The sequence below is a fragment of the Streptomyces sp. NPDC051104 genome, assembly GCF_040682835.1.
Lineage (GTDB): Bacteria > Actinomycetota > Actinomycetes > Streptomycetales > Streptomycetaceae > Streptomyces > Streptomyces cynarae.
Genome location: NZ_JBFBBS010000015.1, coordinates 139,715 through 152,891, shown reverse-complemented (window position 1 = coordinate 152,891; position 13,177 = coordinate 139,715). Strand labels below are relative to the sequence as shown.

The window sequence follows — 13,177 nt, the reverse complement described above, 5'->3', positions numbered from 1 at the left end:
TCATTCGTGCTGGCCACCCGGGCACTACTCCTTCTCCGCCCTCGACTCAATGAATCATCCAGTATGCCTGACTCGATCTACTTTGACAGAGAGGGAGTGGTCGTTCCGGCAGCGTTCTCATCGGCGTGCCCTAGGGATGCCAAGTCCGCGAGGGTGGGCTCGCCCAACACCTCAGTCCGTAGACGATTCCGCTCTGCCGTGACGGCTCGGTTGAAGAACCTGTCGTGTAGCCGGCTGTACACCTCTGTCACGGCTCCACCAGCCCCGGCAGCGACGACAGCTCCGACGGCAGTCGCGATTGCCTCTGGATCCACGACACCACCTTCTCAGAAGGACCAGTGATCCCCACGGTCGGTTACGGAACCGCAACCATCAGTGCCTGACCGAGCACGGAAGTCGATGGTGCGACTCAAGGGAGGCTCTCAGCTTGGGAAGCTGCGGCTCTTTGGGGCCGGGTCGGTCGCTGACCTGGGTGAACGGCCGTGGCGCCATCCCGTCGGGCTGGGCTGCTTTCACCGTGGTTCCCTGCTGTTCCCCGCCCCATCTGGTGCACTTGTGGTGCGGGCATGCGTCGTCCCCCCTTCGGCAGCACCTATCGCTTCTGCGCCCTGTAGCGCTTCATGAGGGCAGTGATCCGTGCGTGGTCCGCCTGGCCGTTGAGCTCATCCACGAGATCGTCAGGACACAACTCGTAGAGATCACCCCACCATCGACGTCCTCGGTTGTCCCAGATCCGGTATCCACCTGGCACACCCCTGACCACGTAGCGTCTCCTGCTCACAGTCCCCCTGTTCCCGGCCCGTTCGTGCCGTGCTTCAGCGACTCGTCCCCAATGCGTGACCATACGGGGCCGCGGCCGACCGGCGAGAGAGAGTGTGCAGCTGTCGGCCTACACGCTTTCCAACTGTGTTGGTAGGGCGATGGGCTGCGTGCGGGGGCGTTCACCTGCGTTCATGGGCGGCTGGCCGTAGGCGTGGTGACGGCTCGGGGTCTCGGCTGAACGGCCGTGAACGGGGCTGAATGAGACGGAAACTGAGACGGATGGGCACGCAGGGCTGAGGCGCCCGACCTGCCAATTTGCTGGTCTGACAGCTTCGTCCATACGAGGATGCTGCCATGCGCCGCGCAGACGAAGAGGACGAGCCGCTCAAGTTGATCCGCCGCTACGTCACGCCCGACCGGCGGTACCTCAAACTTGGCGGCAACCTTCTCGGGATGAGCGGACGCGACCGAACCAAGTTTCTCCGGAAGCTGGGCCAGGCCGCTGGTGAGATCAGTCCTCGTGAGCTGCATACGCTGCTCGACCGAGGGTGGCGCGAGCGCAAGACGGCAGCCTGGCTCGTCGCCGTGGCCGGCAGATCCGAGTTCCGGGATCGTCTCGGCGAACTCCTGCTCGCCAGTGAAGGGCCCTACGCGGGGAAGGCGTACTGTGTCGCTCTGGCCGTCTTCGGTACCCGGGCTGACGCTGACCTCCTGGTCGCTTACCTTGACCGCTACCTGCGGCGCCCCGACCTCTACTACGACCAGGGAGCCGCCCTCGGCGCGCTCCTGTTGCTCGACGCCAAGCTCGCTGCTGACTATGCGGCCCGGTTCCTCGTGCCTGACGGACTCTGGCAGCAGTGGCTCGACGGGCCGCCCAGCAAGGACGGTGATGCTCCCGACAGCTACCGAGAATTCATCGGCAAGCTCTGCGCCTTCGCCGATGAGGCTGCCAAGCACTGCCCCAACAGGCTGACATGAGTCCCTCGCCGAGGATGGTCACCACCATCGCCCAGCGCCTGGTGCCTCAGCTTGGGTGCTTCAGCGGTGGGAACCTTGCTGACCTGCGGCGGAACAGTGTCGGTGCCCAATGGCCTCGGGCTTCATTCCCCGGTTTCCCCGTGGTTGCCCGCAGTATCTGGCACACGAGTGGCACGCTCGGTCTACTGAAGCTCTCGCCGGCCACCAGGGACGCCCGGCGGTGTCTGAACGTCAGTGCTTACTTGGCCGCCCAAGGTCATCACGTTGAGGGTCGCAGAGTTCTCGTTGGCGATAGCGCTCTCTACGCGGGCGACCAAGGTCGTGAATGCGTCGCTCTCCGAGAGACCTGAGTAGGGCCCCACCTTGGTTTCGAAGTAGATCCGCTCATGCCCAAGGAGTTGTTCGGTCGACCTGTAGTTCTTCCACTGTTCGCGGTAGCGGTACACGCTCTCCAAGGAGACGGAGCCGACAACGATCAAGCTCAGCACCGTAGCGGTAAGTTTCGCGAATGACAGGTCAAGGTTGACTAACACGGGAACCAAGGCTCCTCCGACGACGGATATCGTCCTCATCCGGAGATGCATGGCCTTCGTCTTGACGGCCTTCTTGTCGTACCACGTCTGGTACTGCGACAGCCTCCCGTCCACGTAATCCTGCGCTGCGGCCACAGGCTGAGCGAGAGCGGGGTGAGCTTCGAGTGACTGACTGTCATCCCTTCCTGGCATGTGTGGGAGTACATCGGTGGTGAACTACGCAGTCAACTCGGCAGCTCGGCCCACGCACGACCTCTTCGTCCCGAAGCAACTTGGAGGGGGCCGCCCTGACCTTGGGCTGGGCTGCCGCTCACCTGCGCTGATGGTCCGCAGCCGTCCGCGCTCGTCCGCCGATGTTCGTCGGTGCTGTCACGCAGTTAGTACTCCAGCTGTAGATCGCTCTTGGGCTGCTGGTGCCTACGCTTTCCGTGGCTTGCGCCGCTTGCCCCAGCTGCCGTGTGGCCGGTTCCGGTCCTGGTCCAGCATCGTCGTGTCGAACTGGGCTTTGCTGGTCACGGCTCGTGGTTCAGGTACGAGCGTGGTCGCCATCGATCGCCACGGGACAGCCGAGGCCCAGCCGACCAGGGGCATGGTCTCGTCGTAGTGCGGAGCGAACTGCGCCACGGTGATGGTGGGCATCTGGTAGTTCAGGCTGCGGACGTGGTCGAGGAATGTCTCGGGCAGCGAGACGTGGTGGGTTTCCAGGTAGTGCGGGAAGTCCAGGCGCCACAACCAGGTGCCGTCGGTCACCAGGGACGAGCATCCCGGAGAGTGCCGGTGGGCGCTGCCGGTGATGACGTCGTGTCCGGCTTCCATGACGTCGAGCAGGACGTGGCCGGCGTCCAGGTAGGCCACCAGGTCCGCCTCGTCCGGCTCGCCGACGGGCCGGACGGCGTCGCGGATCGATCCGCTCGGCTGACCGGAGCGGTCGTCCAGTTCGTCGTAGAAGCCCAGCAATCCCAGCACTGCGTCTCCTTCGACGAGCCGTTCCGCCCTGCTGGCACTGGCAGGTGCGGCCACCGTTGATCATCGGTGTGTGAAGACAAACGATCACGCGGTGGCCGCAGGTCACAGCGTAGACGCTGCCCGCTGGCAGGAAGCGTTCGAGGGCCTGATGGACCGCATCGCAGGCCGGTTCGCCCGGGTCGAACCCCGACTGCGAATACGGCACCTGGTCCTGGGACTACTCGCGGACCTGCCTCGGAAGAACTGCTGGACCATCGCCGAATGGGCCGGCGAGGCCACTCCCAACGCCATGCAGCACCTGCTCAGCCGCGCCAAGTGGGACGCCGACGCAGTCCGCGACGACCTGCGCGACTACGTGGTCGAGCACCTGCACGACGACCGGGCGGTGCTCGTGGTCGACGAGACCGGCGACGTGAAGAAGGGTAGCCACACAGTCGGTGTACAGCGCCAATACACCGGTACCGCGGGCAGAATCGAAAACTCCCAAGTCGCTGTCTATCTCGCCTACGCAGGCTGGCGAGGACATGCCGCACTGGACCGCGAACTCTACATCCCCCGCTCGTGGACCGACCAACCCGAGCGCTGCCGGGCCGCCGGACTCCACCCGGATACCGTGTTCGCCACCAAACCCGAACTGGCCGCCCGCATGATCATGCGATTCCTGGACTCCGGCCATCAGGCACCCTGGGTGGCCGGGGACGAGGTCTACGGCGGTAACCCCGCACTGCGCGCCGCCCTGGAGGACCGCGCTACCGGATACGTACTCGCAGTGGCCCGCACCCACGAGGTCACCACCGGCGCCGGGAAGTTCCGCGCGGACATCTTGGCCAAGAAGCTCCCCAAACGAGCCTGGCAGAAGCTGTCCGCCGGAGCCGGAGCCAAAGGACACCGCTTCTACGACTGGGCCCTCATCGACCTGTCCAGCACCGCGCCAGGCCAACGCCACCTGCTGATCCGCCGCAACCGCACCACCGGCGAACTCGCCTACTACCGCTGCTTCTCACCTGAGCCGGTACCCCTGACAGTACTGGTGCGGGTCGCAGGATCCCGGTGGCGGGTCGAAGAGACGTTCCAGTCCGGAAAAGGTCTGGCTGGGCTGGACGAGCACCAGCTCCGCCGTTACACGTCTTGGTCCCGCTGGGTCACCGTCGCCCTGCTCGCCCACGCCTTCCTGGCCGTCGTCCGCGCCGACGAGCACCGTCTCCGTCCTGGCCCCGACGACCTGATCCCGCTGACCTGCAACGAAATCCAGCGGCTCTTCATCGCCCTGATCGGCCGGCCTGTTCACGGGGCCGAGCACTGGCTCCACTGGTCCCACTGGCGGCGTCGTCATCAAGCCCGTTCCCGGGCCAGCCACTACAGCCGTCAAGCCGCGAGCAAAGCGTGATCGTTATCTACAGCTGGAGTATTAGACACTCGCCCCGCGAGTCCGGCCTACTTCTTGCGGCGCTTGCTCACCCTCTTCCCCAGCTCGCTTGGCGGTGTCTCGTCCACGCACCAGAGTTCGGAGCGTGCCCCTCCCGATCTCCGAGCTCCCGCGGTATCGGTGACCAACGCTTGCCGGTCGCGAGATACGTTGAGGCAACGATGGCGGGGAACACGCCCCGGTCCGGATCTGCTGTGCCGATAATCTTGTGTGATCAAAAATCTGCTGGCTGAACCCCTACCGCGAGCAGAGTGGCTGCGCGAAGAGGGCTGGGCTGCCGTCACTGACGCCTATGACCGTCTCGGCCGGGCGGCGGAGGCCGATGACCGCCCCTTGGTCGTGGGCTGTGCCAAGGAACTGGTGGAATCGGTCGCTCGCGTGGCTCTGTCCGCAGCGGGCCACCCCAGCGGTGACAATGCGGACTACCAGCAGGTACTGAACGCGGCGCACAAGACCGTCGAACACGCAGTGGGGCCGGAACTGCCAGCTAATCACCCTTTGCGGCAGGTGCCTACCCAAGCCAGGAAGATGGCTGATCAACTTCGTGAACTACGCAATCGCTACGGGACCGGGCATGGCCGAGCGGTCGTACACGAGATCACCGATGAAGTCGTTGAAACCTGTGTCCACGGGGCGCTCATCTGGACGAGGTGGGCTCTCTCCCGCATGCAAACCGTCCTCATGGGTGCGGTCCAGCCTCTCATCGACGATCTCCTCCTGAACGGAGGGATAGCCTTTTACAGCGGCGACCTAGCCGACCGCCTTCGCGCTGCCAACATTGCCCAACTCGGTGAGCCTGACCAACGCGCCCTCGGCGTGGCCGTCGGCCAGCGCTCCGCCCGGGAGACCTTCAACGTGCGCATCGAGGGCATTGAGGCCTGTTCCGATAACCCGAGCATGTGGCCACCTGCCTACCGTGAGGGTGCGCTCCAAGGCCTGTTCATCAACCCGGATGGGCAGGTCTTCACTTACCCCGCTCGGAGCGCTGCCAGCGCGGCCATCCTGCTGCGCGACCACCCCAACCCGGACAGGGCTCTCTGCGAACTCCGTAGTCTCATGGCAGACGCCAGCTGGTCCATCGAGTTCGCCTCTCGCCCCAACGAGACTATCGAAGCGATGGAGGCAGCGACACCGCAGATGCCGAAGCCGGCGCAGGAGGTGTGGGCAGCCCTGATCGACGACCTCAAGCAGCGTGCCGTTGATTGATCTTGTGTGGACTCTAATGACATGTGTGAGGCACGCCTCCGGAGACAACGACGGGTCAGCTCGGGAGGCAATCCATCCTGAGCCGGGCCAGATGCCGTGATGGCGCGCAGTCTGGTTCTAATAGTCGTCATATTCCTCGTAATCGTAATCCAAGTAGGAATATTGGCGCTTACGTTCTTCTTGGATGGCCGTTGCCCTAGCAAGTCGCTGACGGACGGCCTGTCGAGATATCCCGCAGGCGCGCCCGATCTCTGCCTGCGACACCTCGAACTGGCATGCGTAGTAAGTGGCAGTCAGAATATTCGTTTCGATTCCCGAAGAGAAGTCGGCCAGTGTTGAGATTAGCGCCAGGTGCTCTTCCTTTGTCACCGGGCCCGATGTGCTCTGCGGCGGCTCAGGGAGGCGTTCTATGGCTTTCTCCCAGGCGAGTCCATAGAGGTAGTTGGTGATGGGGTCGTCCAGCGGCAGGCTCATGATGACAAGCGTAGTTGTCGCTCCTGGCGGGTTGGGTGCACCCAGGCCTGCACACGTGACGGTCTGACCTGCTGTGATTGGCCCACCCTTGACGTGGGCCGGTGGATGTCACACACTGGTTGGCAAGTCCGGCATGCCCGGAACCTGTTGACGGAGGATTGACCCTCCGTCTTTTTTATTGCCCGAACGCATCGTTCGGGCTTTTTTGTTGCCATATCTCCCCTGTGAGACTGGCGATGTCTGCGCGGCTCGGCCGTCGACTGGCCGGCGGAGTCGCTACTCAACCCAGGAGACCCAGGTGCAAATCCTTGGTGAACTGGCGTCGTTGGGATCTCTTCCCGGAGTGGTGTGGGTGCTGCGGTGCATAATCCGCGACATCCTCGACTACAGGAACAAGCGGGAAGAGCGTGAGCTGAAGCGGCAGATTATTCAGCGGATCCCTGACGACCAGATGGCCTCAGTATTTCGAGAGCTTGGCGCTGAACCCGGCGCGGCTCAGGAATAACTAAAACGGCCATTTAAACCAATGATCTCCTGGGATGGAGTCGTGTAGCTTGTACTGCAGTCTTAAAACTGCAGTACAAGGAGGCCGGGTGAACGACCGGATCGTGACGCTCGCTGCTCAGCATCAGGCACTCGTTGAAGCTTTGGCCGAGGCCAAGGAGGTTCCGGCAGGACGCCTACTCGGCTTGCCAGAGCTGCCCGATGATGATGTCTGGGTGGACACCGCTGGAGCGGCAGCACTTGTGCGGGTTCAGCCGAAGACCATCACCGGTTGGCTGGCACGTAGCGGGCCGAAGAAGCGACCGTTTCCGTCGCCTCACCGGCTGCTGTATCGCCTGTACTGGAGGCGGAGCGACATCGAAGCATGGCTTCGTGGAGAGGGCTTGGCTAGGCCTACCTCGGATTGAAGCAACCGTAAGTTACCTGCTCTGCTTCATCCACCACTCTCCCCAGCTCCCATCCCGTACGCCGTCGACCCACACCTCGTGGAGCGGGCGTGGTTCCTGGCGTCCAGGTGGAGCGCGCCACTGTACGAACGACCTGGACGCCAGGGGCCGCGTCTGCTCGGCTCTGCCTGGGTCGACGGTGTGCGGGATGGGAGTACCCCACGCACGCCACAACGGACCTGCAGCCGGGAATGGCGCCCCCTCCATCCCGGTGCCGGCCGATCCCCCGCCGGAGGCATCGTTCTGACAGTGATCGTTCCCGTGCGGCACTCGGCTCGTGGTCTTCGGCTCGCTGCTGTGCGCGCGGCACGGCCCCGGCCGGGCTGGAGCGGGACGGAGGCAGGAGCGCAGGCCCGGCCGGGGCCGTGCCGCGCGCGGGGAGCGGAGCGAGCCGCCTTGAACCAGTAGAGAAAGTTGTAACTCACTGGCTGACGCCCTTGTGGATCTTGGACCGGCGCTGTCAGAACGGCGGTTCGTCGCTGTACCCCTCGGAGGAGTTGGGGTCAGCGAGCCAGGCCGATGAGCCGTCAGCCGGCAGGTCGGAATCGCAGAACAGGAATGGGTTCCGCTGTCCTTCCAAGCCCGAGGAGTCCTCGCCCCATGCGTTGAGGGCGTCGATGGCCCGTTCGCGGTGCTGCCAAAGTTCACTGGTGCCCAAGACCTCTCGGACCAAGGGCACCAGGGGCCGCCTGTGGTGATGCAACCGGGGATCGTCGAGGAGTGGGATGCAGGCTGTCAGGGCTGCTTTGCGCACATGGCGGTTGGTGTCCTCGGTGTAGGGGAGAGACGCCGAGAACAGGAGCGGCCGAATCCTCTGGATGCCGACGGCCGGTGGGTAGTCGTCGAGGGGGAATCCGTAGCGCTGGCTGAGGGCTTCAGCCTCGTCTGTGACTTCATTCGCCACCGAGGCAATCCAGGCAAGCAGCTCAGCGCGCATGCAACCAGGGAAGGAGCGGCGGTTGTTGTCCACGGTGCAGGTCGTTCGCGGATCCGAAAGGATCGCGGCCACATACAGCGCTGCGGGCACTGTCGCCTCGTAGAGCGTGCTTTGGTGGTGCAAGGTGTTGTGTAGGTAGTCAAGCGCCCTGGTTCTCACGCTCTGCTCTCGGTCGATTAGGGCGGCCAGCATCTTGGGTGCTTCAGCGGCAGAGCCGTATGCGTGCGCAAGCGTCGGCCAGTCCGTTCCTGTCAGCAAGCCCCTGTAGGCATCGATCTCGTCCGGGGTGGCGATCGTCCTGGCTGCGTCCGCCTCGACGCTGTTCTCGGTGGCGTCGGTGACGTTGGACTGCTGATCGCTGCTGTCGGTGTTCACGGCGCTGAGCATGCCGGAGGCCTGGCCCGAAAGGCAGATGATTGCCAGTTTGGCTATCCGGGCCAGGGCCAAGTGTCAATCGTGCTGGTGGGGTGTGAAGGCGTATGCGCAGGCTGGTAGTTCGGTGCCCTGTCGGTGGGCGAGAGGCACGAAGAGCACGGGGCGGATCGTCCAGGTGATACAGGTGCTGGCCTGGGTGACTGACACCGTGCAGGGCTCACAGCGCAGGAGCGCTCTCCTGGTCTCGATGCGGCCGGTGTAGAGCCACTCCCAGGCCTCCTCGGATGCGTCGGGGTCGAGTGCTGGGGAGATCGTGCGGAGTGCGACGGCGACCCATCGGTCTGCCTGGGGTGCGGTGTAGGCGTCGAAGGATGCCCGGAGTGCCGGCGGCTTGTCCTCGGTGAGGTCTTCGGTCCAGCACTCGCACCAGTAGCCGCGCTGTGGCTTGTCGATCAGCATGGGTGGCCTCCTGCGCGGTGGCCTGTGAAAAGCTCCGCGGTGACGGTGCGGCCGCTGTCGCTGTTGTGGACTACGACTCGGTGGGCGATGGCGCTCACCATGCCCAGGCCCCGGCCGTGTTCGGCGTCCTGGTCCTGGGGCTCGACCTTCGGGGCGGTGGCGGCGCCTCCGTCATCGGTGACCGACAGTGCGATCACTTGCTGGGAGACGGCAAGGGCCAGGTGGAAGCTGCCGGATTCCAGGCCGCTGGCGGTGTGGAGGATCGCGTTCGCGCTGAGCTCGCTCACGATCAGTTCGGCGTCTTCGGCTAAAGGGGAGCCGCGCAGGATGTCGCGCGTCCAGCGGCGGGCCCGGCTGACCTCTTCGGGAAATCCTGGGCAAGTGAGTCCCCAGACCCGGGCTGTACTCGTATACTCGTGCATACAAGTTCCTTCGTGCTGATAGGCCGCCATGTGCAGCGGGTTCGGGCTAGACGAGTTTCACGCCGTCGTGGGCGCGGATGGCGGGCGGAGACGCCGCGTCGAGTGCGTCCAGGACGCGGATCGCGTACGCCTCGTCGCAAAGCTCGGTGACTTCTTCGCGGGTGGCCCAGCGCAGCGCGCGGGTCTCGTCACCGGTGGTGGGCATGCCGTCGGCGGCCTCGCAGCGAAAGACCAGCGAGACGATCAAGCCTGTCATGTTCTTGTAGACGCCGGTCAAGGTCGCCGGAACTGCGATCTTGATTCCGGTCTCTTCGAGGACTTCGCGCTGCAGGGCCTCGGGGATGGTCTCCTCGCGTTCGAGGACGCCGCCCGGGGGTTCCCACTTGCCGTTGTCGCGGCGCTGGATCAAGAGGGTCCGACCCTGGTCGTCGACGACGACCCCGGCGACGCTCACGGAGTGCGGGCGTTCTGTGCTCACGTTCCTCTGCCCTCTCGGCTGGCTAGGCTCTCCACCGTAGCAACAACACTCGCCCACTCGTCTAGATACCTAAAGGAGTACTCGTGAGTCCTCTTCCTTCCGGCCTCCTCGGCGATCTCGACCCCACGAGCGATCGTGCGGTCTTCCGGCAGATCGCCGACCAACTGCGCGAGGCCATCGACCGTGGGCGATTCAAGGAGGGCGAGAAACTTCCCTCCGAAGCCGACCTTGTCGAGCACTACGGGGTTTCCCGGATGACCGTCCGCAACTCCTTCTCCATCCTCCAGGGCGAGGGCCTGGTCCACGCCGAGCACGGCAAGGGCGTCTTCGTGCGACCACGACCGCCTGTACGACGGCTCGCCTCCGACCGGTTCGCCCGGCGGCACAGGGAACAGGGGAAGTCCGCGTTCATTGTGGAGGCCAATGCCGCCGGCAGTCACCCGCAGGTCGACAGCCTGGAGGTCAAGGAGGAGAAGGCGAGTCAGGACGTCTCTACGCGGCTGGGCTCCGTGCGGCGGGTGCTTGCCCGGCGGCGGCGGTATCTGCTGGACGGGCGGCCCGTGGAGTTCGCCACGTCCTATCTGCCGCTCGACATCGCCCGGGGGACGCCGATCGCCGAACCAAATCCCGGGCCCGGCGGCATCTATGCGCGCCTGGAGGAGCTGGGGCATCGGCTCGACCACTTCGAGGAGGAGATCCGGGCCCGGATGCCCTCGCCGGCCGAGGTGAAGACGCTCCGGCTGGCGTCCGGTGTGCCGGTCATTCACCTGATCCGGACTGCCTTCGACACCGAGGGACGGCCTGTGGAGGTCTGCGACACGGTGATGGCGGCGGACGCCTACGTGCTGTCGTACCAGCTCCCGGCGACCTGATCGGATGGACGGCGGCGCAGTCCTAGGCGGTCGGCTCGTCCTCATCTTCAGAGTCCGGCGTGAACCAGTGGCCGATGTTGTTCCACATGAAGCCTTCCCGCCAGGTGGGCTTGTCGGCCACCCAGCCCAGGAGGGCTTGCAGGACCTTCTCCTGCGACACCGTCTGTGTCTGGTAGTGCTCCTCGGGGACTCCGTCGCGGTACTCCAGCTGGTAGGTGTTGTTGTCGCGGAACCAGACCTGGATGTACCAGTCGCCTTCGCGTTCCTCGTCCTGCCGCTCGAGGATCAGGTGCTCGTTGCCACGCCCCAGGTTGGCGAGCATGGTCCCTATCGCCGGCTTCGAGGGCCGCTTCACCGTGTGGCCACGGCCGTTGGTCGCAATCAGCATGGGTGGATTCTGCTGGGTGGGTCTGACAGTGGGCCCAGGTCCCTCCTCCGAACAACTCGTACACCCCAACACGCTTACTCGTATAGACGAGTGGGCAAGTTGTGTGGCAGATTGGTCCGCGTGATCCCGGCGAGCCGGGTTCGCAGGACGCATCATGTATAGACGAGTAGATAGCAGAAGTTCCTTGCGCACCATCCGCGTTGAGACCTCGGCCGCAACGATCCTGCTGACCGAGGCCCCCGAGCCCAAGGTCCGCGACCGTCAGACCGGCGAGATCGCCAAGGACGCGAACAGCGGTGAGGCGCTGATGACGATCGGCGTCGTGTACATCGAGGACGGCGAGTCGTCGCTGATCAAGGTCACCGTCCCGGAGGGCGGCATCTCCGAGGGGCTGACCCTCGGGGCGCCGGTCTCGCTGCCGGGGCTGGTGGCCCGGCCGTGGGAGTCGGTGTTCAACGGGCAGCAGCGGCACGGCATCGCCTTCCGGGCCGCCGCCGTCACCCCGGCCGCGTTCCCGGCTTCCACCGGGGCCGCTGCCTGATGACCGATCTGACGACGCTCCTGGAGGTGGGTGGTCCCCTCGCCGCGCTCGGCGGCGGGGCCGCCTACACCCGGGTCAAGCACCCGGGGGTGTACTGGTCCACGGTCGGCCTGCCGATATCCACCGCTCGGCTGCTCGGCTCGTACGGCTCGGTCATGGAGGCGTGCGGGCTGACCGTCGCCCCGTCCCGGCTGCGGGTCCTCGCGGTCAAGGCGACCACTCGGCGTGAGGTACGGCCGGTGCCGCCGCGTCGGGGCATCATCCGGCCCACTTCGACCGGGCTGCGGCTTCGGCTGCGGCTCGCTCCGGGGCAGGAACCCGCTGATGTGGCCGCCTCGGCCGAGCGGCTGCGGCACGCCTGGGGCGTTCACGCCGTGTACGTCACCACCGTCAAGCCGGGCGTGGTGGAGTTGCGGCTCGTCGGCTTCGACGTACTGCGACGGGTGCGAATGCCCCGTAAGGCCGGTGGCGGGCTTCTCAAGGTGCCGGTGGCACTGCGGGAGGACGCCATGCCCTTCGTACGCGATTACCGCACCATCCCGCATCACCTCACCCTCGGCGCGACGCTGTCGGGCAAGTCCATGTACCTGCGCCACCTCATCGCCGGACTCGCCCCTCAGCCGGTCGCCCTGGTCGGCATCGACTGCAAGCGGGGCGTCGAGCTGGCGCCGTTCGCCGCACGGCTCTCGGCGCTCGCCACCGACCCGGAGCAGGCGGCCGAACTGCTGCCCACCCTCGTGAAGGAAATGGAGGACCGCTACGACCTGATCAAGGCCCGGCAGGGCATCGCCCCGGGCACCGCGGCCGAGGAGATCACCTCCGACATCTGGGGCCTGCCCGATGAGGAACGCCCCGCGCCCATCGTGCTGTTCGTCGACGAGGTGGCAGAACTCTTCCTCGTCGCCACGAAGAAGGACGAGGAACGGCGCGACGAGATGGTCACGCAGCTCATCCGCCTCGCCCAGCTCGGCCGCGCCGCCGGCATCTACCTGGAGGTCTGCGGGCAGCGCTTCGGTGCCGAACTGGGCAAGGGCGCCACCATGCTCCGCGCGCAGTTGACCGGCCGGGTCTGCCACCGCGTCAACGACGAAGCCTCCGCCAAGATGGCGCTCGGCGACATCGCCCCCGAAGCGGTCTACGCCGCCTGCGCCATCGCCCCCGAACGGCCCGGCCTCGCCGTGGCCGGTGACACCTCCGGCGGCTGGTCCCGCATCCGCACGCCGTACCTCTCTCTCGGCGACGCCGCCGAAATCTGCCGCGCCTCGGCGCACCTGGTGCCCGACCTACCCGCACTCAAGCCCTTCCGGCCCGCCGTCCCCGTACAGCCGGTCGACGCTCCGGTCTCGCTGGTCAAGCCACGACCGGTGACCGACTGACCTTCACTCCAACCCGGGTCGGCGTGACCGTCTG

The 13,177-nt window shown here is 65.7% G+C and carries 17 protein-coding genes; 8 read left to right on the top strand and 9 right to left on the bottom strand.

What is annotated here, in order from left to right:
- Positions 1-592: 592 nt before the first annotated feature.
- Entirely contained in the window at positions 593-781 is a 189-nt protein-coding gene (locus AB0N14_RS22125; protein ID WP_366027413.1) for a hypothetical protein, read from the bottom strand.
- A gap of 335 nt (positions 782-1,116) precedes the next feature.
- Between AB0N14_RS22125 and AB0N14_RS22120 the strand changes: the two genes are divergently transcribed.
- Positions 1,117-1,740 carry a DUF6000 family protein gene (locus AB0N14_RS22120; RefSeq protein ID WP_366027412.1) on the top strand — a complete coding sequence of 208 codons (624 nt, stop codon included), beginning with the start codon at positions 1,117-1,119 and terminating at the stop codon, positions 1,738-1,740.
- 182 nt (positions 1,741-1,922) lie between these two features.
- Here AB0N14_RS22120 and AB0N14_RS22115 read toward each other — a convergent pair whose 3' ends face one another.
- Positions 1,923-2,408: a DUF4231 domain-containing protein gene (locus tag AB0N14_RS22115; RefSeq protein WP_366027411.1), complete on the bottom strand. Its 486-nt coding sequence runs from the start codon at positions 2,406-2,408 to the stop codon at positions 1,923-1,925.
- Positions 2,409-2,690: 282 nt separating this feature from the next.
- A complete protein-coding gene (locus tag AB0N14_RS22110) occupies positions 2,691-3,239 on the bottom strand; it encodes a hypothetical protein (protein WP_366027410.1) in 549 nt (182 codons plus the stop codon).
- 148 nt (positions 3,240-3,387) lie between these two features.
- Here AB0N14_RS22110 and AB0N14_RS22105 point away from each other — a divergent pair, with 148 nt between their 5' ends.
- Together AB0N14_RS22105 and AB0N14_RS22100 are read left to right on the top strand one after the other, a co-directional pair.
- A complete protein-coding gene (locus tag AB0N14_RS22105; RefSeq protein ID WP_366027419.1) occupies positions 3,388-4,626 on the top strand; it encodes an IS701 family transposase in 1,239 nt (412 codons plus the stop codon).
- A gap of 249 nt (positions 4,627-4,875) precedes the next feature.
- Positions 4,876-5,871, top strand: coding sequence for an abortive infection family protein (locus AB0N14_RS22100; RefSeq protein WP_366027409.1), 996 nt, complete (start codon positions 4,876-4,878; stop codon positions 5,869-5,871).
- Between the two features lie 117 nt (positions 5,872-5,988).
- Here AB0N14_RS22100 and AB0N14_RS22095 read toward each other — a convergent pair whose 3' ends face one another.
- Complete coding sequence (locus tag AB0N14_RS22095; protein WP_366027408.1) at positions 5,989-6,345, bottom strand: sigma factor-like helix-turn-helix DNA-binding protein; 357 nt, start codon at positions 6,343-6,345, stop codon at positions 5,989-5,991.
- A gap of 298 nt (positions 6,346-6,643) precedes the next feature.
- Here AB0N14_RS22095 and AB0N14_RS22090 point away from each other — a divergent pair, with 298 nt between their 5' ends.
- Both AB0N14_RS22090 and AB0N14_RS22085 read left to right on the top strand, forming a co-directional pair.
- Positions 6,644-6,850 (top strand): hypothetical protein, encoded by a 207-nt coding sequence (locus tag AB0N14_RS22090; RefSeq protein WP_366027407.1) that lies wholly within the window; start codon positions 6,644-6,646, stop codon positions 6,848-6,850.
- 88 nt (positions 6,851-6,938) lie between these two features.
- Positions 6,939-7,256, top strand: a complete 318-nt coding sequence (locus AB0N14_RS22085) for a hypothetical protein (protein WP_366027406.1) — start codon at positions 6,939-6,941, stop codon at positions 7,254-7,256.
- A 499-nt stretch (positions 7,257-7,755) separates the two neighbouring features.
- On the opposite strand, the gene AB0N14_RS22080 is transcribed toward AB0N14_RS22085, so the two are convergent.
- From AB0N14_RS22080 to AB0N14_RS22065, 4 genes are read right to left on the bottom strand one after another with little or no spacing between them, the layout of a single operon-like run.
- Positions 7,756-8,679, bottom strand: a complete 924-nt coding sequence (locus AB0N14_RS22080; protein ID WP_366027405.1) for a hypothetical protein — start codon at positions 8,677-8,679, stop codon at positions 7,756-7,758.
- Positions 8,680-8,682: 3 nt separating this feature from the next.
- Entirely contained in the window at positions 8,683-9,066 is a 384-nt protein-coding gene (locus tag AB0N14_RS22075) for a hypothetical protein (RefSeq protein WP_366027404.1), read from the bottom strand.
- Positions 9,060-9,488 (bottom strand): ATP-binding protein, encoded by a 429-nt coding sequence (locus AB0N14_RS22070; protein ID WP_366027402.1) that lies wholly within the window; start codon positions 9,486-9,488, stop codon positions 9,060-9,062. The genes AB0N14_RS22075 and AB0N14_RS22070 overlap by 7 nt, the downstream gene beginning before the upstream one ends.
- 46 nt (positions 9,489-9,534) lie before the next feature.
- On the bottom strand, positions 9,535-9,942 hold the full coding sequence (locus tag AB0N14_RS22065) for an NUDIX hydrolase (RefSeq protein ID WP_366027418.1): 408 nt from the start codon (positions 9,940-9,942) through the stop codon (positions 9,535-9,537).
- Between the two features lie 107 nt (positions 9,943-10,049).
- Here AB0N14_RS22065 and AB0N14_RS22060 point away from each other — a divergent pair, with 107 nt between their 5' ends.
- Positions 10,050-10,838, top strand: coding sequence for a GntR family transcriptional regulator (locus tag AB0N14_RS22060; protein WP_366027401.1), 789 nt, complete (start codon positions 10,050-10,052; stop codon positions 10,836-10,838).
- A 22-nt stretch (positions 10,839-10,860) separates the two neighbouring features.
- On the opposite strand, the gene AB0N14_RS22055 is transcribed toward AB0N14_RS22060, so the two are convergent.
- Entirely contained in the window at positions 10,861-11,226 is a 366-nt protein-coding gene (locus tag AB0N14_RS22055; RefSeq protein WP_366027400.1) for a hypothetical protein, read from the bottom strand.
- Between the two features lie 184 nt (positions 11,227-11,410).
- On the opposite strand from AB0N14_RS22055, the gene AB0N14_RS22050 reads away from it, so the two are divergent.
- Positions 11,411-11,767, top strand: coding sequence for a hypothetical protein (locus AB0N14_RS22050; RefSeq protein ID WP_366027399.1), 357 nt, complete (start codon positions 11,411-11,413; stop codon positions 11,765-11,767).
- Complete coding sequence (locus AB0N14_RS22045; protein WP_366027398.1) at positions 11,767-13,143, top strand: FtsK/SpoIIIE domain-containing protein; 1,377 nt, start codon at positions 11,767-11,769, stop codon at positions 13,141-13,143. The genes AB0N14_RS22050 and AB0N14_RS22045 overlap by 1 nt, the downstream gene beginning before the upstream one ends.
- Positions 13,144-13,177: the final 34 nt, after the last annotated feature.